The following is a 19,321-nucleotide window of genomic DNA, read 5'->3' on the forward strand; positions in this document are numbered from 1 at the left end:
GGTGTTGCTTACTTTCAACTTTTAATTGGGTTATATTACGAGTAGATCAACGAATTCATTGACGTTAAGATTGATCAATGTTTCGTATTCCAATGAGTTTTCCAGTACTGTTTTTTGTTGTTTTTCAGGAAAAATACGGGCTAAGTTCACTTTGTATTTCTTGATAAGCTCAGGAATTCCTTCCTCTCTTCTTCGTTTATGCCCGATAGGATATTCTACAACAATTTCATCAAGAATAGTTCCGTCATTCAGTTCTATGGTCATCGCATTGGCAATGGAACGTTTTTCCGGATCATGATAATCTGTTGTAAACTGAACATCTTCAATACATTCAATTTTATCACGGAGAATATCAATTCTTGGGTCTGAAGCAATATTATCTTCATAGTCTGCAGCAGTTAATCTTCCGTAGATCAATGGTACAGCTACCATATATTGGATACAGTGATCACGGTCTGCCGGGTTGTTCAAAGGTCCTTTTTTATCAATAATACGAATGGCAGCTTCGTGGGTGCGGATGGTCACTTTTTTGATATCATCTGTTGTTTTTCCAAGGCCTTTTAAAGTATTGTGCAGTGTCATTGCTGCTTCTACAGCGGTTTGAGAGTGGAACTCTGCTGGGAATGAGATTTTGAACAATACATTTTCCATGACATAAGAACCATAATCTCTCTGGAATTTGAATTCATTTCCTCTGAAAGAGACATCATAGAATCCCCATGTTTTTGCTGTTAATACAGATGGATAGCCCATTTCTCCTGTTTTAGCGATCAATGCTAAACGTACTGCTCTTGATGTTGCATCTCCGGCAGCCCAGGATTTACGGGAACCTGTATTGGGAGCGTGACGGTAGGTTCTTAAAGATTGTCCGTCTACAAAAGCCAGTGATACAGCATTGATGATCTCTTCACGCGTTAAACCGATCAACTTTCCGACAACAGCTGTGGAAGCTAGTTTTACCAATAATACGTGATCTAAACCTACCTTATTAAAAGAATTTTCCAATGCCATTACCCCTTGAATCTCATGGGCCATAATCATGGCTTCCAATACCTGCTTCATTTTTAAAGGCGATTTTCCTTCTGCAATATTGGTTCTTGATAACCAGTCTGCTGTGGCTAAAATTCCGCCAAGGTTATCTGATGGATGTCCCCATTCAGCCGCCAGCCAGGTATCATTAAAGTCTAGCCAACGGATAATAGCTCCGATATTGAATGCAGCCTGAATAGGATCCAGCTGGAACTGTGTACCCGGAACCTTTGCTCCGTTAGGAACCACTGTTCCCTTTACGACAGGACCTAAAAGTTTTGTACACGCTGGGTAGGTTAAAGCTTCCAATCCACATCCGATGGTGTCCAAAAGACAATAATGTGCTGTTTTCCAGGCCAGATCGTTTTTGATCTCAAAGTTCAATACATAATCTGCAATATCTGTTAATACTTTATCCGGTTGGGGTCTTTCATTTGAAATGTGTGATGACATCTTTGTTTTATAGTTTTATTATTAATGATAATTTGTTTATTTTCTGTCTTGTAGAGAAACGTATTCCTTATTTTCAGGGCCTGTATAATTGGCACTTGGGCGGATGATTTTTCCATCCTGTCTCTGTTCAATAATGTGAGCACTCCATCCTGTAACTCTGGAAATAACGAATAATGGAGTAAACATAAGGGTAGGTACTCCCATTAGATGATAAGATACTGCAGAGAACCAATCCAGATTCGGGAACATTTTCTTTTCTTCCCACATAATGGTTTCCAGTCTTTCAGCAATATTATACAACAGCATATCTCCTGCTTCCTCAGAAAGTTGCTTAGCTACTTTTTTAATCACTACGTTTCTAGGATCTGAAATTGTGTAAACCGGATGTCCGAATCCGATAATCACTTCCTTAGTGGCAATACGCTGACGGATATCTGCTTCAGCTTCATCAGGTGAATTGTAACGGCTCTGAATTTCGAATGCCACTTCATTGGCACCACCGTGTTTTGGACCTCTTAAAGCTCCAATGGCTCCTGTGATGCATGAATAAAAATCTGAAGAAGTTCCGGCAATAACACGAGCCGTGAATGTAGAAGCATTAAATTCATGTTCAGCATACAGGTTAAGAGATATTTCCATTGCTTTTACCCAGGAATCCGGAGCTTTTTTTCCATGTAACAGATGAAGGAAATGTCCGCCAATAGTATCGTCGTCTGTTTCTACATTGATTTCTTTACCATTGTGGGTATAGTGGTACCAGTACAAAAGTCCGGAACTGAATGAAGCTAATAATTTATCTGCAATATCCCTTGCTCCGGCTACATTGTGATCATCTTTTTCAGGCTGAATACTGCCAATAGCGGATACCATAGACCTCATCACGTCCATAGGATGAGCCGCGGCCGGAATACTTTTTAAAATATTTCTTACAGAATGCGGCAATCCTCTTAAAGACTTTAATTTAGCTTTATAGTTCTTCAACTGAGCTCCGGTAGGCAGCTGACCGTAGATTAAAAGATAAGCTACTTCTTCAAATTCTGCTTTTTCAGCCAGATCCAGGATGTCATATCCTCTGTAGTGGAGATCATTTCCACTTTTTCCTACACTGCAAAGGGCTGTATTCCCTGCTGCTACTCCTGAAAGAGCTACGCTTTTCTTTGGCTTAAATGTTGGTTCGCTATTCGTTGACATTACTAATATTTTGTTTAAAAAGGTTATCTAATTTTTGTTCATAATCATGATATCCAATGCTTTGGTAGAGTTCTTCTCTGGTCTGCATGGTGTCTAATACATGGGCCTGAGTTCCATCTTTACGAATATGTTCATAGACATTCAAAGCTGCTTTATTCGCAGCACGGAATGCTGAAAGAGGGTAGAGGATCAATCCTACACCTGCGGCTTTTAGCTCATCAATAGTATACAAATCAATCATTCCAAACTCGGTGATATTGGCTAGCACAGGAATTCCTGTAGCATCTACAAATTTTTGATAAAAGCTTAGGTCATGAACTGCTTCTGCGAAGATGAAATCAGCACCAGCTTCTTTGTAAGCGGCAGCTCTTTCTAAGGTCTTTTCCAATCCTTCATTGGCAAAGGCATCCGTTCTGGCTCCGATTACGAAGTTTTCGTCAGTACGAGCATCAGCTGCAGCCTTTAATCGGTCTACCATTTCCCCTTTGCTTACGATTTCTTTTCCCGGGCGGTGTCCGCAGCGTTTTGCCCCTACCTGATCTTCAATATGCAGTGCTGCTGCACCTGCTTTGATCAATGATTTTACTGTTCTTGCGACGTTGAATGCTGACGGACCAAATCCTGTGTCCACATCTACCAATAAAGGTAGATCACAAACGTTGGTGATTCTTTGAATATCAATCAGCACATCCTCCAGTGTAGTGATTCCTAAATCCGGAACTCCTAAAGATCCGGCAGCAACCCCGCCTCCTGAAAGATAAATAGCATTAAAGCCGGCTTGTTTAGCCAATAATGCATGGTTGGCATTGATGGCCCCGACAATCTGAAGAGGACTTTCTTTTTGCATGGCCTCTCGGAATTGTGCACCAGGAGACTTCCAGTTTTCATTTTTAGTCATTGTAATATTTATGGTTTAGTTGAAGTTTGTGTGATAAGAAAGAAGGGCTGCTAAGCTGCTGTTGGGAGATAAAAAGAAAATGATCAGAAGAAATCAGATAAGTTGTTGATGAGCATGAAAGCAGAGGATTTTTCGAAACTTCACAGAACGAGACTTCTACGGTCATAAATCTGTTGCTCATGGATACATAATTGTGATTGGCTTGGTACATTTTTAAACTTTTTACATAGATTAAACCCTATAAAAAGCTCTTGTAAACTTCACGATGTTTTTTGTGAGAAAGAAAAATTATGGAAAGGGGACACGGGTGAGCTGTAGATCCATAGAAGAACCTGCTGTTCTGCTACTCTCTATCTCAAAAAATAATACAAGTTGATAAACTATGTTATCATATCATTATCCATACCGTATCATACCTGACTATAAGCTCCAAACCGCGAAAGCATCGTCAATTCGAAATAGGCAGGTCTCCTGACTTGTAACAGTTTTTATCATCCTTCCCATATACCGCAGCATACAGTGGATATGAATTTGATAAAAACCTTTTTGTTGTTACTTACAGTTGCGCGACAGTTCGTGATTTGCACACGATTCCCTTTTAATACACAGCTAAGTGTTACCAATTTCGGTTGATAAAGAAGGTGTTAAGAACTCCTTGGTGGTAAATATAGACATTTTATGAGAACGGCAAAATATTTTATGCAAACAATAATTAATTTTCAGTAATGAGTTGATAATGTTTTGTTTGTAGGTGTTTATTTTTTGGCGATATGATAAAAATCAATCTTTTTACAGTGTTTTGTTATTACCAAATCATTAACAAATGTACCTAAATGTTAAATGAAATAAAATAAAGGGTGTGTTTTTATAGTAATTTTCGTTATTTAAAAATAGAGCAATTCAGCCTATATGATCTAGGGTGAAAATTTTAAATTTTGATGAGGTGAGAATTAGTAGATATGGGTTGGGATTATCCATAAATTTAATGGCTTATTCTATTAGTGTTTTTAAGTTTACTTGGAATTAAATTGTATTTTCTCTTAAATGCTGAAGAAAAATGCCTTGGGTTTTTATATCCGATAATATCGGAAATTTCATTGATGTTCAAGTGTCCTTCAAGCAACATTTTTTTCGCTTCTTCCATTTTCATGTCGTTCCAGAAATTGAAAACAGTAGTTCCAAATAGCTCTTTAAAGCCCTTTTTCAATGTAAATTCATTCGTACCTACCTGATGGGCAAGATCAATTAATGAACAGGTTGTGCTGAGATTATTGACAATAAAATCTCTCACAGCATATATTTTATCTTCATCTTTTTTAGGAAGAGATGAGGGGAAAGATTCGTTTTTAAAAAGCTGTTCCAGTTGTAACAGAAGGAGTTCAGCAACCTTAGCTTCAAGATAAATCCTTTTAAAAATCCCTTTTCTGTCGCAATGGATGATGTCGTTTAGTACCTGATACATTTCCAGGTTGATCCTGCAATGGTCCGGATTGATAAGACATGAGTGTTGTTTTTCAATAGCATTTCTGAAAGTATTGAACAGGTCAGAGTCTTCAGGAAGAAATTTTTTAAAAAAAGCGGGCGCTAAATTGACTTCCAGGATCTGCATTTCATGTCCGTCGAATTCCATCTGGCCAGACATCTGATGGGCATAAATGATATTGTGCTGATAGCTTTCAAAACACACTTTATTGTTGAAATTTTCTGAAAGGGCAGCGCTTTTTCCTTTTAATGAAAAATGCATTTCAACGCTCTCAAAGTCAGCTTCAAAATAGAGTAATACTTTATTTTCAAGGGAAACATTTCCGAAGCCAATGTGAACATTCTCAAAGCAGATTTCATGATGAAAACCATTTCCATAAGGAGGTTTCAGAGACGTAATACACTCTGTGATTTCCCCGTCATTCAGAAAAAAAACATCAGGATACTTTCTTTCAATGAGGGTACCTCCAATCTTATCATCATAGATTCTTACTGTCATTATGCTTTTATTTTAATTAGAAATCTCCTTTTTACGGACTTTTTACTCCCTTCTACATACCTGTATGAGCTGTATTACCGATTAGATTTGCACAAATATAAATAATTATTTAGAATGGTTCTTAATAATGTTCATTTTGCCATATGCAAAAGCATGAAAAATAGAGATAATGAAGAAAGTGAACGTAAAAAATGATTTTAAATTATGAAATATTCAAGTAAAGTAAATTGGTGTTTTGCAGCAGCCATTATGGTATCTATATGTTGGATTATCGGTGATGTTTTCGTAGCCGGATTTGACCCGAATCCTGCTGATTATCCATTATTCTCAAAGACCTATGCCGATCAGGTGAATGTTGAATTTGCTACTTTGATGCTGGAAGGCTCAACACCAGGATTAATGTTTGGAGCTTTAATCGGAGCACTCACAGGACCTTTGCTGCTTCCGGCAACATGGCTGGTTTTCCAGTTTTTTAAAGATACCGGGAAATGGTATTCGGTAGCTGTTTACTGGATCTTATTGGTTGGGGCGGTTTTGTCTCCTTTAGGCCATGCAGGTTTCTTCTATGTAGGCGAAATCTATAAAGCAATCTATCATACAGATCCGGTGGCTCATTCATATCTTTTGGAAACAGGCCGGGGTTTTATGAAAATGCTTAACATAGCCTGGGGAGCGGCTATTGGAGTATTAGCCATTGGATGGATTTCATTTGCCGTGTGTATTCTTTTAAATAAAACACTGTTGCCAAGATGGATGGCTTTATTGACTCCATTTGTCCTGACTCTGTTTATCATTCCGATTAAAGGTCTTTTACCATTGCCATATTCAGGATGGGTTGGGGGTGCTATATTCAATATTGCTTATCTGACATTCTTCAGCTCACTACTGTTACTTTTCAGAAAGAAACTTAACAGGGAACAGCAGAACTAATAACAATCTATATATACTACACCACGTATTGGGCACCTTTTAGTGCTCAATTTTTTTTATAACCGCTTATTTACTTGTCGTTCTGTATTTTTAATGATACTTTTAAAGAAATATGAAAAAAATGATACCATCAGAGATGAAAACAAGGCGTAAAATTTTAGAGCATTTAATGATTTTGTTATTGATGATATTCATCTCCTGTAAAGAAAATAAGAGCAAAACAGACCAGATTAATACGATACATACTGAGCAGGTGCAATCTGTGAAAATGACCTCTGCCGGTGGGCAGCTTGGATTTTCTTCCACTACTTTGATAGATAAAGATTCTATTCATTACAATCGGAAAATGGCAGCTAATGAAGCCAATAACCTTTCATACAGCAGAAAAATAAAACCTGAAGACTGGAAAAATCTGATTGATGCCATTGATCAGAAGATGTTTGGATCCGCAAAGGAAGGACACAGCGTACAGCCTATAGACGGTATTGATACCCGTATTATCGTCACAACAACTGCTGGTGATATTTCCAAAATGAATGCTTATGACGACCCTGCATGGAAAAGCATCCGTGATATTGTAGACAAGTATAATGAATTATATAAGTAATACTCCCTAGAAATATGTCTGTTGAAACAGAATGTATTATATTTGATATTCTGACCATGAAAAACGGAACTGTCACTTTCTTTGCTTACAAAATATACATATGTCTACATCAAAATTAAGCCTGTTGGCTACCATTGCTCATATTCTTTTATCTGTGATCTTAATGAAATATGATGAGGTATTGTTTACCCATGATTGGGAGAATGCTGTTATGCTCTTGATTGTTGGGATTGTAATTGTAGCCTTTATATTAGGTATTGCATCAAGAAAAACTAAAATGGGAGCTGTATTGATGGTAGTTAATGGGATTTATACATTAATCTGCCTTTTTATGTTGTATTTCGCTTTGACTTACACTTTTAAAGTATAAAAAGTATAATGGAACTGAAGACAAGTTTATACATCAATCCCTGCTCTTCTTAGTTTGGAGAGCAGGGATTGCTATTTTCTCAATGAAACTCGATTACTTTATTTTAAACTCCCACAATCAGCATGCTTTGTGAAAGAATGGCCTTATGTGATTAGTTTTTATAAAGGCATAAAAGCTACGGCATCTACTTCTATCATCATGCCATCCAATGCTAATTTGGGAACAGGAATTAAAGTACTTGCTGGAAACTTGTTGTTTTTCCATACTTTGTGCATTTCTTCTGTCCAGATCTTGAGTTTTTCCTGATCGTGATCAACGATGAGTACTGTGATTTTAAGGACGTCATCAGACTTTAGATTATATTCTTTAAGCACTGTTTCCAGGTTTTTCAAAGCGAATTGTACTTGCTTCCTAAAATCTTCCGAGAGGTTGTGATGTAGGTCTTCACCACCACTTTGTCCAGATATAAATACATATTTTCCGTTCCCTACACCATTGGTTGCGTGTGAAAATGCAAATGGAGTCGGATCAAATAGAGTTTCTGGATTTTTATACTCAATACTTGTCATATTTTTTTTTGTGTGGGTTGTATCGTTGTTAGTCTGTAAACAGCTTTCAAACGCTAAGATAAGAATGAATGAAGCCAGAAGAAGCTTTCCCTGATGTGCAATGTTTTTAGAATGAATCATGACTTATAAAATTTTAAATATCGAACTATGAGGTGTTTTCATGGATGAGACAAAGGTAGGCTCAATGATTTTTCAAAACGTTTACATATGTTGAGAGGATTAAAAATTATAATTCATAAAAGTCAATATTTTTGCAGTGTTGTCTACAATGTCAGAACAATTTTACCAAACAAGGGTTTGACTCGTTTCGTATCTTGTATTCTTTGATGGGCACTCTGAATTTCTTCCAGAGGAAATACACTGTCTATAACCGGTTTAATATGCCCGCTTTCAATTAACTGGGTGATAGAATGAACTTCGTCTCTGCTTTGTCTGGTAAAAACAAAATGATAGGTGGCATTCTTTTCCCAGGCATGAATAAGGTTTTGGGGCTGTGGAATATCAACCAATGTTACCACTCTGCCATAATCTGCTAAGGCAAGCGGACTGTCTGATAACGTACTGCCTCCCACAGTATCGATAATTATATCGACTCCTTTACCTTTAGTGTGTATCTGTATTTCTTCAATATAGTTTTTGTGATGATGATCAATAACAACATCTGCTCCCAGATTCTGGAGTCTTTCATGTAAAATACTTTGCCCGGTAGTATAGACAAAAGCGCCAAGCGATTTTGCAACCTGAATGGCCAGTGTTCCAACACCTCCGGCCCCGCCAAGAATAAGAATGGTCTCTCCTTTTTTCACTTGTGCCCTTACTACTAACATCTCCCAGACTGTTCCACCGATGAGAGGAATGGAAGCGGCTTCCTCATAAGTGATATTTGAAGGCATTCTTGACAATGATGATTCTTCAGTGACATGATATTCTGCATAGCTTCCGGTACTGCCAAAACGAGGTGAATAGTAAACCTTATCACCGGGTTTCCAGTTTTTGACAGCATCACCTACTGCGATAACGTCACCAGCAATATCATGACCTGTTATCATAGGTAAATCAAATAATGAGGCATAATCACCCCGCCTTATCTGGTAATCCAATGGATTGACAGAGGTGGCTTTTACTTTTACCAGCACTTGAGAAGACTCTGTTATAGATGGAATGGGGGCTTCTTCGAGTTGGAGAACTTCCGGCCCACCATAATTTTTGATTACAATTGCTTTCATAATAAGATATTCGTTAAGCTAGTAGTTATTATTGAGGTAAGGTTTTCATAAAATCAAGGATCTCAGTACCAATTTCCGTAACGTGGGTTTCCAGTGCAAAATGTCCTGTGTTATAAAACTTGAGGCGGGCATCCGGAAGGTCTTTTTTATAAGCTTCAGCACCTTCAGGCAGAAAGTAGGGATCTTTATTCCCCCAGACTAATAAAAGTTTTGGCTGATGTTTTCTGAAATATTCATGAAATTTGGGATACAAAGCCACATTGGTTCTGTAATCTTTCACAAGATCGAGCTGTATCTCTATATTGCCTGGTCTGTCCAGAAATTTCTGATCTAATGTATATGATTCAGGAGCAATGAGAGAACTATCTGATACTCCGTGATGGTATTGGAAATAAGTAGCTTCTTTAGAAACAAAATCTTTAAGGGAGAGGCGGTTAGCTTCTGATGGATCTTTCCAGTATTTTTGTATAGGATTCCATTCTTTGCTTAGTCCTTCTTCATAAGCATTTCCGTTTTGAGAAATAATTCCGGTTATTTTTTCCGGGTTGTTCATCGCCAGGCGCAGTCCTACCGGTGCTCCATAATCAAAAATATAGACTGCAAAACGTTTCATTTCTAGTTTGTCAACCAATATCTGTATTGTATTGGCAAGATTATCAAATGTATAGTTGAACTGTTGATGATCCGGAGCATCCGAATAGCCAAATCCGGGTAAATCAGGAGCGATAACATGGTATTTTGTACTCAGTATCGGAATTAGATTTCTGAACATATGGGATGATGTAGGATATCCATGCAGCAGAAGAATAGTGGGAGCATTGGCAGGACCAGCTTCTCTGTAAAATAGTTGTAAGCCGTTAACTTGAGTCGTACGGTAATGTATTGACTGGTTTTTCATAATGTGATGATTTAAAATTGATTTTTGGGTAGATTGGCCCATTACTAGGGTATTGGTGAATAAACCAATTGAAAGACCTGTGATGAGTTGTCTGAATGTTATTTCCATTGAATTCTTTTTGAGATTCCAAAATTAATACGGATATTTGATTATTAAAAACGATTAATTATAATCAATATAATCACTTTTAATGATTGTAAAATGAATACAAACGATTTAAAAATATTTGAAGCCGTTGCGGAAACCGGCAGCTTTACAAAGGCAGCTTCCTTAATGTTTACAGTTCAGTCTAATGTAACAGCAAGAATAAAAAGTCTGGAAGAGGAATTTGATGCCAAGCTATTTTCGCGCACTTCCCGAAAAGTAGAACTTACATCCGAAGGAATGGTCCTGATGCAGTATTGTAAACAGATTCAGCACCTGGTGGAAGAAGCCAAACATAATATCAGAAGTGGCGAGAATGTCAGAGGATGTCTGAAAATTGGCTGTATTGAAACAACCATGGTTTTAAAAGCTCCGGAAATCCTTAAAACCTTTGAAGAAAAATATCCGGATATTGAGTTGGAATTTAAATCAGATACAAGGGACTCTCTGATAGCGGGAGTTTTGGATTACAGCTTGGACGCCGCATTTGTTTCTGCTCCTATTATTGCCAACGGACTTGAAAAGATTAATATTAAAGATGAGCAGCTTGTTATTCTAACCTCTTCCAAAGGTCCCCAATTAAAAACATTGCTTGAAAAGTCCCCTTTGAAAATTGTGGTATTTGATGATGGCTGTATTTTTAGAGAGCGATTCGAATCCTGGCTGAGCCATAAAGGGGTGATGAACTATAAAAGTACTGTTTTGAATTCTTTTGAAGGGATTATCAACTTTGTAGAAGCAGGTTTGGGAATCAGTATATTGCCGGAAGAAATTGTGACTGCATATTACGGCGGAAGAGCTATCAAAACTTATGGTTTAAATAAGCAATTGGGTACGATGAATACCGTTCTTATTTTCAGGAAAGACGGGCCACAATCAAAGGCTCTCCAATGTTTTATAGATATGCATTCACAAGGATAACATATAAAGACGAAGAAGGACTGAGTTTCTTTATTTTTTCGTAGTTTAATTCCGTTAATTTATCAATCACATTTTATATACTTATGAAAAGGAATTTTATCAATCAAAATGGAATCTCAGATAAATTTTGGAATATTGAATATGAAGGAAATACACAAAAAATTGTGTTTGGAAAAACGGGGACCAAAGGCCGCGAAACCATTAAAGATTTTGAAAATGAAATGGAGTGTTCCAAAGAATCTGAAAAACTGATCGCACAAAAGCTTAAAAAAGGGTATACGGAAATCCTTGAAGATGATAAAATCCCACAGAAAACAGAACTTTCTGAAGCTGAAAAAGCTGATATTTATTTCTGGGAAGCAATTGAAAAAACCAATAAACATAAAAATGCCCAATGGAGTGAATATGATATTGATGAACACCTGGAACACCTGATGGTCTATCTTTCCAGATTTGGAAAAGAAAGGCTGATCCTTTTTGAAAAGACCCTTCAGGAAAAGCTGAGTGAACTCTACACTGCTGAAATTGCCGAACTTTCCATCATCCTTGAATGTGATTTCAGGACTGAAAATAAAAATTATATTTTTGATGGTTATCTTTCCGATGACGGATTTATTTATTTCCGCTGCTGGTTATTATTGAAAGGCAGAGCATTTTTTGATGATATTAAAAAAGATATACAGACATTTGTCAGCGGCAAATATAGCTTCAATATTGGGGACTGCTGGGCAGAAGGGTTGTTGTATGTATCAGATGAAGCCTATTCTGAAAATCATGAGAATGAAGATGAATCAGAAATAAGGGATGCTGTTAATGAATGGTATCCGGATCATCATTATGACAGCATGGATCGTCACATGAACCGTGAACCCAAAAACGGAGCTGACCTTCAGAAGCTGTACCCGAAATTGGTAAAAGAAATCTGTGAACTGAGAAGTACATAAAGTGTGTTCGGGTTCATCTTTAATACTAAAAAATGGCAAATATCTTTGGTGTTTGTTATTTTTTTGAAATTATATTTATGATCAAAATGGGAGGCCGCTTTTCTTTATTATTTCCATCTTAAGTTCTAAAATGCAAGAATATTTAGATAGGGTATGAATTATAATTAATTTTTCATCACCTATTTCATGAGTCATAATAAAAATCTACTTTTGCAGTAAACACCATCAAGCTATTATAGTTGATTATGTTGCTGTTTGAAAAACTAAAACTAAACCTGAAAACTAATTAAAACTATAAAAATGAATACAACTACTCTGTATTTACCTTTAATACATCAAAATTTGTTGTTTCAAACCATTTAAAACAACAGTAAATCCTCAAAATTTCTTAGAGTTATATGTTATTTTCCTGAATTATTGATTTAATGATTTCCTATTAAATCACATAAAGGAACCGGAGAAAGGATTATTAGATATTCCGTTAAAGCCCGGGTAGATGATACTCTTATAAAGCTTTGTGGTGTAGATGATGATGCTCTATTATTTAATCAAAGAAATTTTTTAAATCTATGTTTATTCATTGATCGAAATTCTTATGCCATAACCTTTGCTTTTAACAATAAAGGAAATAGAAGAACATCTATAGAGAACTATAAAAAATATAATTTAATATTTAACCAATAAATTTTTACTATTATGAGAAAAAAACTACTAACCATGGCCTTCCTTGGCTTATCAGGTACTATGGCCTTTGCAGCCGATCTTTATGTTAGAAATGGTGGAACCGGTGGAGCTTATTCTACCGTAAGCGCGGCTATCACAGCTGCTTCAGAAGGTGACCGTATCATCATTCAGCCTAAAGCTAACGGAGAGGCTTATACAGAAAACCTGATCATCAACAAATCACTTGCTTTTGTTTCCGAAACCAATTATAGCAGGTATTTCATTAAAGGAACCATTACAATCAATTCGGCTGCAGGAAGAGTGGTAACTATCAGTAATCTGACTTCAGGGAATTATACCATCAATGATGTGACAGTGAATGGACCAACAACTGGAGGAAGAACAACCATCAATCTTTTGAATTGTGATTTGAATAATGTGTTTACTAACCAATCTAATATTACCACAAACATTTCTGGTTGTGTCGTTAGGGGTTCTCTTAGCTTTTCCCACGGGAGAGCTACGGCTAATAAAGCACAATTTATTACTGTCCGCTCTAGTTCTAACCTTCAGGAATCTTCTATAGCCCCGTCTGATGTTGAGGTGTATGGAAATATTGTTGATGATGTATTATCCTATACGCAGCCTTTTTATGATTTTAAATTTTATAATAATTTTTGCGGCCGTATATCTGTGCATGGGATTAAGGCAGGAGGCTCTAATGAAATTACTAATAATACACTCTATAGCACGAGTGCAGGTGATGTAGCTCCGTTGTGGATTAGCTTGAACAGTAGTACTGCAGGTACGGGAAATATTGCCATTATGAACAATGCGATCTCTTTTGTGATAGGGCAGACTAATTCCTGTATTTCAAACGGTAGTGCTAATGTGAATATAACTGCCAGTTACAATCTATCTACCAATCCATTTGTAACCGATGGAACGATGACCCAAAGTAACAATTCAGGCTCTGTTAATATGAATTTTAACAATACAACCTATACTTTAACAGGGATGAATGTCAATGCCGGAAGCCCTGATGTAAAATATACAGATTTAGATTTAACAAGAAACGATGCAGGTCACTATGGAGGTTCTAACAGCTGGGCTAATTACTGGCCTGCCAATGTTGGTAATAAACCTCAGATAAATTATTTGCTTACTCCAAGAACGATGGTAGGAGGTACGCTGAATATCAATGCATCAGGTTTTTCTAAATAATGACTAACGATATAACAAAATATGAAGAATTATATCTATAGTATCATTGCTTTGCTTATGGTAATACTGTGCCCGGCACAAGTATTCGTAAGTCAGGCAGAATATTTTTGGGATACTGATCCCGGAACAGGAAACGGCACTCCGGTACTGGCCGTGGATGGAAGTTTCAACAGTGTTTTTGAACAATTAATTAAAACAGATATTGCTACACCAGGTAATGGCTTACACAAATTCTCTGTCCGTATCAAAGATAATACAGGGGTTTGGGGACCTGTTTTTACCAACGTTATTGATGTTCAGCAGCCTGTAACGTCAAATGTGATCTCTCTTTCCCAAGCTGAATATTTCTGGGATACAGATCCTGGAGCTGGAAATGGTACTCCGGTATTGGCTGCGGATGGAAGTTTCAACAGTGTTTTCGAGCAACTGATTAAAACAGATATTGTTACGCCAGGTAATGGCTTACACAAATTCTCTGTCCGTATCAAAGATAATACAGGGGTTTGGGGACCAGCTTTTAGCAATGTTATTGATGTTCAACAACCTGTAACGTCAAATGTGATTTCTCTTTCCCAGGCCGAATATTTCTGGGATACCGATCCGGGAGAAGGCAGTGGAACCCCGGTACTGGCTGCCGATGGAAATTTTAACAGCACTTATGAAGAACTGACCAAGACAGGAATTAATTTGCCTTCTAATGGTTTACATGTATTTAACGTACGTATCAAAGACAATATGGGTGTTTGGGGCCCTGTTTTTAGAAATGTTATTAATGTAAAAATACCGACTTCCTCAGATTGTTGGGAAAGTATTAGTGCAGGAAACCAGCATTCGGTTGGAGTAAAATCAGATGGAACCCTGTGGGCCTGGGGACGTAATTCCAATGGTCAACTCGGAGATGGAACTACAATTGACAGAAATGCTCCTATTCAAATAGGAACAGACAATAATTGGCTGAGAATAGCAACCGGAGAGAATTATACCCTTGCCATCAAGACAGATGGCACGTTATGGGCTTGGGGAAATAATGACTATGGACAGTTGGGAGACGGTACCAAAGCGGATAAAGTTACTCCAACTCAAATAGGAACTACTGCAGGTTGGAAAAGCGTAAGTGCAGGAAGTTATCATTCTATGGGGTTAAAAATAGATGGAACATTATGGAGCTGGGGATATAATATCTACGGACAATTAGGTGATGGAACGATTGTTGAAAAAATTACTCCTACCCAAATCGGAACAGCAACAGACTGGCAAAGTATTGCCGCAGGCTATCAACATAATCTTGCCATCAAAACAAATGGAACACTATGGGCATGGGGATCCAATTACAGTGGGCAGCTTGGGGATGGAACAACAACTGCAAAGAACGTTCCTACCCAAATCGGAACCGCTACAAATTGGAGAGATATTGATGTTGGAACATCTCATTCTCTGGGAATAAAGCTGGATGGAACATTATGGAGCTGGGGTACTAATGGCAATGGGCAATTAGGTAATGGATCTACTATTGTTAAAAATATTCCAACCCAAATAGGAATAGGAAACAATTGGCAAAGTATCAGCGCTAGTTATAATTCTACTTTTGCTAACAAAACTGATGGAACACTTTGGTCGTGGGGAGCCAATCAATTTGGTCAATTAGGTAGTATAACAAGTGGATCAGTACTATCTCCTACACAAGTGGGTTCTTCTTCAGATAATATATTGATGTCTGCCGGGGGGTATCATACTCTTGTAAAAAACATTGATGGAGTTTTAAAAGTGTGTGGAGATAACAGTTATGGACAGTTAGGAGATGGAACAAATAATTCGAAAAGTACTCTCGTCTCTTTGAGTTGCCCTTTAAATTGTCTTCCTCCTGCACAATTTTTAACAACTAATATCACTTCTGGAACGGCTACTATTAACTGGACAGGATCTAATCCAGCTCCTAATGCGGGTTACTATTACTTATATAGTACAAGTCCAATTATTGGAGGTATACAGGGAACGACTTCTTCCCAAACAGTAAATTTGACCAATTTATTACCTAACACTGTTTATTATTGGTGGGTAGCATCTAATTGTGGAAACAGCCAGGGTAATTGGGTGTTGGCTGGCTCTTTTACTACACTTCCTACTTATGAAACAGGCTGTTGGGAAACTGTGAGTATATGGGATGTTCATTCGTTAGGGATAAAAACAGATGGTACATTATGGGGATGGGGAAACAATTTATCTGGACAATTAGGTGACGGAACTAATATTTCAAAAAATACTCCAACACAAATCGGAGCTGGAAATAATTGGCTGAAAATAGCGACTGGATATACTCATTCCGTAGGACTTAAAACAGATGGAACACTATGGACGTGGGGAGATAATCAAAATGGACAATTAGGTAATGGAACTACAACCAAGATAAATACTCCTGAGCAAGTAGGAACAGAAACAGACTGGGTAAGTATTGCTGCCGGGGATAATTATACATTTGGAATAAAATCCAATGGGACACTATGGGGTTGGGGATATAATATTAGTGGAGTATTGGGAGATGGTACCACCATCCGTAAAACAGTCCCTGTACAAATTGGCACTGCAAATGATTGGAAAGTAATTGAAGCAGGAACAAGTCATACTCTTGCTATCAAAACAAACGGAACATTATGGGGTTGGGGAAGCAACAGTTTTGGACGATTAGGCGATGGAAATTCAAGTGCAACATCAGTTTTAAAATTAATCCCTACTCAAATCGGAACCGATACAGATTGGAAAGCCGTGAGTGCAGGATATTCTCATTCAATAGGACTTAAAACAGATGGAACATTATGGGCTTGGGGAGAAAATTTCGATGGTCAATTAGGAGATGCAACCAAAATACTTAGAAGTACTCCAACGAAAATTGGAACTGCAACAGACTGGAAAAGTGTAGCTACTAACCATTTTAATTCTTCTGTAGGAATTAAAACAGATGGAACCCATTGGGCATGGGGTAGAAATACTTTCGGACAGCTAGGTGATGGTACAAAAGTCGACAGACTTGTTCCTACACAAATAGGTACAGCTACTGATACAAAAATGATTGCAGCAGGATATTATACTAGGCTTACTATAAATACCAATGGATTTTTATCAGCAACAGGCCGCAATGATTTTGGCCAGCTAGGAGATGGTACCAATATTGACAAACCAATTTTTGTACCTGTTGCTTGCCCTACAAGTAATTTAGCGGTTGCAGAAGTTTCAGCAAAAGAAGATAAGCTGAAAGTCTATCCAAATCCGGTACAGGATATCCTTACGATCTCATACGATCAGAAAATTCTTTTTGTAACGGTTTACAATGCATCAGGACAGCTGATCCTTACTAAAGCAATTAATGATACAAAAGGAACCATTGATGCTTCCGAATTTGTATCAGGAGTTTATTTGGTTAAAATAAATGCCATAAACGACTTTGTAAAAACAGTAAAAGTTATCAAACGATAAATTTAATGGTTATCGATAGTAAGGCTTAAAAGCTTGGTAACCTAAATCTTTTCTGAATAGATAGCGTCACTTATTTTTAAGTGGCGCTATTTTTTTATAGAGTTTGAGATTCATATAAATTGTATATTTAATCTTTAAAATTACGGAATGAACAAAGCTGATACCCTGAAAAAATATATTGAAACAGAAAGTTTTGAAGAATTGAATGCACTTAACAGTCAACTGATCTTCTGGGTAGATTGGCGGGAAGAGGATGATGCCATTGTAGAATATTGTGAGAAATGTCTTAATACAGGTACTCTGAATGCTGAAATAGTTTACAATGGAGATGAGCTCCTCCTTACCATCGATTACAAAGGCAATACCTTTACAGAAAAAATTATTGACCGGGATCCTACACTCATTTTCTTAAACAGGGTATTACAATCCGACTATGAAATCAGATTTTGCAAAGGGAGCGATGGTTCTGATACTTTAGCCTTTTTACCATTATCAAAATCAGAATGGCTGGAATTAGAAAATATTCATGGCAAAGAAAAAGTAAACAATCTATTTGAAGTCATCAATGAAGATACCCAAATGTTCAGTAAAGAATGGGATTTTGAGCTTGAATAGAGTAGCAGATCAATTCAAAACAATTCACAACAATTTTAAAATCATGAAAAAAACATTGCTCATTAGCTTTCTTCTGTTCAGTATTTTCTCTGTAAATGCACAAATCATTGAATCTGAAAGCCGCAGCACAACAGGTTATATTGAAAATAAAAACCGCAGCACTATTGGCTATATCAAAAGCGATGGAACCATAGAAAATCAAAATCGCTCAACGGTAGGGTACGTTAAAAAAGATGGCACCGTAGAAAGTAACAGCCGTTCAACCCTTGGATATATTAAAGATGACGGAACGGTGGAAAATAGCAGCCGAAGTACTATTGGATATGCTAAAGGTGTTAAAAAAGAATGGGCGGCGGTAGTATATTTCTTTTTTAAATTAGACTAATCAATAAAGCCTGGGATGAAACTGATTCTCAAAATATCGGTTTTATCAAGTCCGGTCCTTATTGTAAGGAGCATGGATATTATTGGATGCTGAGATATTTGAAACTTATCCAGAATACCCCATAAATTATAATCAAATGATTGTAAAAATGAATAAAGAACTCAATGAACTCCTTTATTACTATAACCAAGAAGGAGAAGAAGGATATGATCTGAGTGAAGTACAGCTCCTTGAAAAAATAGATATTGACAGGATAGAAAAACTAAAACTGCTGCTTTATAGTGACCATCAGTATATTGCATATCAGGCTATGCTTATTTTACTGGCGTGGTCAATACCCGAAGGATTTGAAATGCTTGATCGCTTCATCCATCAAAAATGGGATGAAAAAGAAAATTTTGAACCGCACAGAATCTATCATGAAGACAATGTGTACGATGTAATTACCAATGCATTATATATTGCGACATTTAACGGGAAAAGCGAACAGGAATTATATCCTTATATCAAGCAGTTTTTAAACAGTTATGGAGATAAGTTCTTTGAATCGAATCTAAAGAATTTCCTTTTAAAGAAAAACTGCAGACCTCTAGTAACAGATATAGAAGAAGCTATGCAAAGTGCCTTACATAATAAAAGGTTCTATCAGGCCAGCCAGTTATTTCCGGTTATGGTTCACTATGAGAAAAATATATTTAATGAATATGCGGATGTTTTTAGCTCTTTAATAAAAGTGGATAATAGAATCATATACAATAGGGAAGAAGCAGAAAAAATGCTCTAAAAGAATTAAATGCAGTCTTTA

17 protein-coding genes and 1 riboswitch are annotated in these 19,321 nt (G+C 37.0%); of the genes, 10 read left to right on the forward strand and 7 right to left on the reverse strand.

Going from position 1 to position 19,321, the window contains the following annotated elements; translation table 11 throughout:
- Positions 1 to 30: 30 nt before the first annotated feature.
- The 4 genes from AC3HD6_RS03465 to AC3HD6_RS03480 form a co-directional block, all read right to left on the reverse strand.
- Entirely contained in the window at positions 31 to 1,482 is a 1,452-nt protein-coding gene (locus tag AC3HD6_RS03465) for a bifunctional 2-methylcitrate dehydratase/aconitate hydratase (RefSeq protein WP_488895080.1), read from the reverse strand.
- 36 nt (positions 1,483 to 1,518) lie between these two features.
- Complete coding sequence (prpC, locus tag AC3HD6_RS03470; RefSeq protein ID WP_488895081.1) at positions 1,519 to 2,673, reverse strand: bifunctional 2-methylcitrate synthase/citrate synthase; 1,155 nt, start codon at positions 2,671 to 2,673, stop codon at positions 1,519 to 1,521.
- Positions 2,660 to 3,571 (reverse strand): methylisocitrate lyase, encoded by a 912-nt coding sequence (gene prpB / locus AC3HD6_RS03475; RefSeq protein WP_488895082.1) that lies wholly within the window; start codon positions 3,569 to 3,571, stop codon positions 2,660 to 2,662. Before prpB ends, prpC begins: the two co-directional genes overlap by 14 nt.
- 444 nt (positions 3,572 to 4,015) lie before the next feature.
- Positions 4,016 to 4,210: riboswitch (cobalamin riboswitch) on the reverse strand.
- 343 nt (positions 4,211 to 4,553) lie between these two features.
- Entirely contained in the window at positions 4,554 to 5,552 is a 999-nt protein-coding gene (locus tag AC3HD6_RS03480) for a helix-turn-helix domain-containing protein (RefSeq protein WP_488895083.1), read from the reverse strand.
- 204 nt (positions 5,553 to 5,756) lie between these two features.
- Between AC3HD6_RS03480 and AC3HD6_RS03485 the strand changes: the two genes are divergently transcribed.
- From AC3HD6_RS03485 to AC3HD6_RS03495, 3 genes are all read left to right on the forward strand, one after another.
- Positions 5,757 to 6,482 carry a DUF6796 family protein gene (locus AC3HD6_RS03485; protein ID WP_488895084.1) on the forward strand — a complete coding sequence of 242 codons (726 nt, stop codon included), beginning with the start codon at positions 5,757 to 5,759 and terminating at the stop codon, positions 6,480 to 6,482.
- Positions 6,483 to 6,594: 112 nt separating this feature from the next.
- The gene (locus AC3HD6_RS03490) at positions 6,595 to 7,089 is read left to right on the forward strand and encodes a hypothetical protein (protein WP_488895085.1); all 495 of its coding nucleotides are present in this window, start codon (positions 6,595 to 6,597) and stop codon (positions 7,087 to 7,089) included.
- A gap of 100 nt (positions 7,090 to 7,189) precedes the next feature.
- Positions 7,190 to 7,459, forward strand: coding sequence for a hypothetical protein (locus tag AC3HD6_RS03495; RefSeq protein ID WP_488895086.1), 270 nt, complete (start codon positions 7,190 to 7,192; stop codon positions 7,457 to 7,459).
- A 158-nt stretch (positions 7,460 to 7,617) separates the two neighbouring features.
- Here the strand turns inward: AC3HD6_RS03495 and AC3HD6_RS03500 are convergent, their stop codons facing one another.
- The 3 genes from AC3HD6_RS03500 to AC3HD6_RS03510 all read right to left on the reverse strand — a co-directional run bounded on the left by AC3HD6_RS03500 (position 7,618) and on the right by AC3HD6_RS03510 (position 10,260).
- On the reverse strand, positions 7,618 to 8,148 hold the full coding sequence (locus AC3HD6_RS03500; protein WP_488895087.1) for a RidA family protein: 531 nt from the start codon (positions 8,146 to 8,148) through the stop codon (positions 7,618 to 7,620).
- A 143-nt stretch (positions 8,149 to 8,291) separates the two neighbouring features.
- Complete coding sequence (locus AC3HD6_RS03505) at positions 8,292 to 9,254, reverse strand: zinc-binding dehydrogenase (protein ID WP_488895088.1); 963 nt, start codon at positions 9,252 to 9,254, stop codon at positions 8,292 to 8,294.
- A gap of 28 nt (positions 9,255 to 9,282) precedes the next feature.
- Complete coding sequence (locus tag AC3HD6_RS03510) at positions 9,283 to 10,260, reverse strand: alpha/beta fold hydrolase (RefSeq protein ID WP_488895089.1); 978 nt, start codon at positions 10,258 to 10,260, stop codon at positions 9,283 to 9,285.
- Between the two features lie 93 nt (positions 10,261 to 10,353).
- Between AC3HD6_RS03510 and AC3HD6_RS03515 the strand changes: the two genes are divergently transcribed.
- From AC3HD6_RS03515 to AC3HD6_RS03545, 7 genes are all read left to right on the forward strand, one after another.
- Positions 10,354 to 11,217 carry a LysR family transcriptional regulator gene (locus AC3HD6_RS03515; RefSeq protein WP_488895090.1) on the forward strand — a complete coding sequence of 288 codons (864 nt, stop codon included), beginning with the start codon at positions 10,354 to 10,356 and terminating at the stop codon, positions 11,215 to 11,217.
- Positions 11,218 to 11,300: 83 nt separating this feature from the next.
- Complete coding sequence (locus AC3HD6_RS03520) at positions 11,301 to 12,161, forward strand: DUF4240 domain-containing protein (RefSeq protein WP_488895091.1); 861 nt, start codon at positions 11,301 to 11,303, stop codon at positions 12,159 to 12,161.
- 696 nt (positions 12,162 to 12,857) lie between these two features.
- Entirely contained in the window at positions 12,858 to 14,048 is a 1,191-nt protein-coding gene (locus tag AC3HD6_RS03525; RefSeq protein WP_488895092.1) for an autotransporter outer membrane beta-barrel domain-containing protein, read from the forward strand.
- A 21-nt stretch (positions 14,049 to 14,069) separates the two neighbouring features.
- Positions 14,070 to 17,516 (forward strand): RCC1 domain-containing protein, encoded by a 3,447-nt coding sequence (locus tag AC3HD6_RS03530; RefSeq protein WP_488895093.1) that lies wholly within the window; start codon positions 14,070 to 14,072, stop codon positions 17,514 to 17,516.
- Positions 17,517 to 17,663: 147 nt separating this feature from the next.
- On the forward strand, positions 17,664 to 18,131 hold the full coding sequence (locus AC3HD6_RS03535; protein ID WP_488895094.1) for a hypothetical protein: 468 nt from the start codon (positions 17,664 to 17,666) through the stop codon (positions 18,129 to 18,131).
- A gap of 43 nt (positions 18,132 to 18,174) precedes the next feature.
- A complete protein-coding gene (locus tag AC3HD6_RS03540) occupies positions 18,175 to 18,516 on the forward strand; it encodes a 5-fold beta-flower protein (protein ID WP_488895095.1) in 342 nt (113 codons plus the stop codon).
- Positions 18,517 to 18,664: 148 nt separating this feature from the next.
- Complete coding sequence (locus AC3HD6_RS03545; RefSeq protein ID WP_488895096.1) at positions 18,665 to 19,300, forward strand: hypothetical protein; 636 nt, start codon at positions 18,665 to 18,667, stop codon at positions 19,298 to 19,300.
- Positions 19,301 to 19,321: the final 21 nt, after the last annotated feature.

Source organism: Chryseobacterium sp. II3a, assembly GCF_057815135.1.

Coding starts and splice junctions, on each gene's coding strand:
- AC3HD6_RS03465 (WP_488895080.1), bottom strand. CDS start 1,482: ATGTCATCACACATTTCAAATGAAAGACCCCAACCGGATAAAGTATTA.
- prpC (WP_488895081.1), bottom strand. CDS start 2,673: ATGTCAACGAATAGCGAACCAACATTTAAGCCAAAGAAAAGCGTAGCT.
- prpB (WP_488895082.1), bottom strand. CDS start 3,571: ATGACTAAAAATGAAAACTGGAAGTCTCCTGGTGCACAATTCCGAGAG.
- AC3HD6_RS03480 (WP_488895083.1), bottom strand. CDS start 5,552: ATGACAGTAAGAATCTATGATGATAAGATTGGAGGTACCCTCATTGAA.
- AC3HD6_RS03485 (WP_488895084.1), top strand. CDS start 5,757: ATGAAATATTCAAGTAAAGTAAATTGGTGTTTTGCAGCAGCCATTATG.
- AC3HD6_RS03490 (WP_488895085.1), top strand. CDS start 6,595: ATGAAAAAAATGATACCATCAGAGATGAAAACAAGGCGTAAAATTTTA.
- AC3HD6_RS03495 (WP_488895086.1), top strand. CDS start 7,190: ATGTCTACATCAAAATTAAGCCTGTTGGCTACCATTGCTCATATTCTT.
- AC3HD6_RS03500 (WP_488895087.1), bottom strand. CDS start 8,148: ATGATTCATTCTAAAAACATTGCACATCAGGGAAAGCTTCTTCTGGCT.
- AC3HD6_RS03505 (WP_488895088.1), bottom strand. CDS start 9,254: ATGAAAGCAATTGTAATCAAAAATTATGGTGGGCCGGAAGTTCTCCAA.
- AC3HD6_RS03510 (WP_488895089.1), bottom strand. CDS start 10,260: ATGGAAATAACATTCAGACAACTCATCACAGGTCTTTCAATTGGTTTA.
- AC3HD6_RS03515 (WP_488895090.1), top strand. CDS start 10,354: ATGAATACAAACGATTTAAAAATATTTGAAGCCGTTGCGGAAACCGGC.
- AC3HD6_RS03520 (WP_488895091.1), top strand. CDS start 11,301: ATGAAAAGGAATTTTATCAATCAAAATGGAATCTCAGATAAATTTTGG.
- AC3HD6_RS03525 (WP_488895092.1), top strand. CDS start 12,858: ATGAGAAAAAAACTACTAACCATGGCCTTCCTTGGCTTATCAGGTACT.
- AC3HD6_RS03530 (WP_488895093.1), top strand. CDS start 14,070: ATGAAGAATTATATCTATAGTATCATTGCTTTGCTTATGGTAATACTG.
- AC3HD6_RS03535 (WP_488895094.1), top strand. CDS start 17,664: ATGAACAAAGCTGATACCCTGAAAAAATATATTGAAACAGAAAGTTTT.
- AC3HD6_RS03540 (WP_488895095.1), top strand. CDS start 18,175: ATGAAAAAAACATTGCTCATTAGCTTTCTTCTGTTCAGTATTTTCTCT.
- AC3HD6_RS03545 (WP_488895096.1), top strand. CDS start 18,665: ATGAATAAAGAACTCAATGAACTCCTTTATTACTATAACCAAGAAGGA.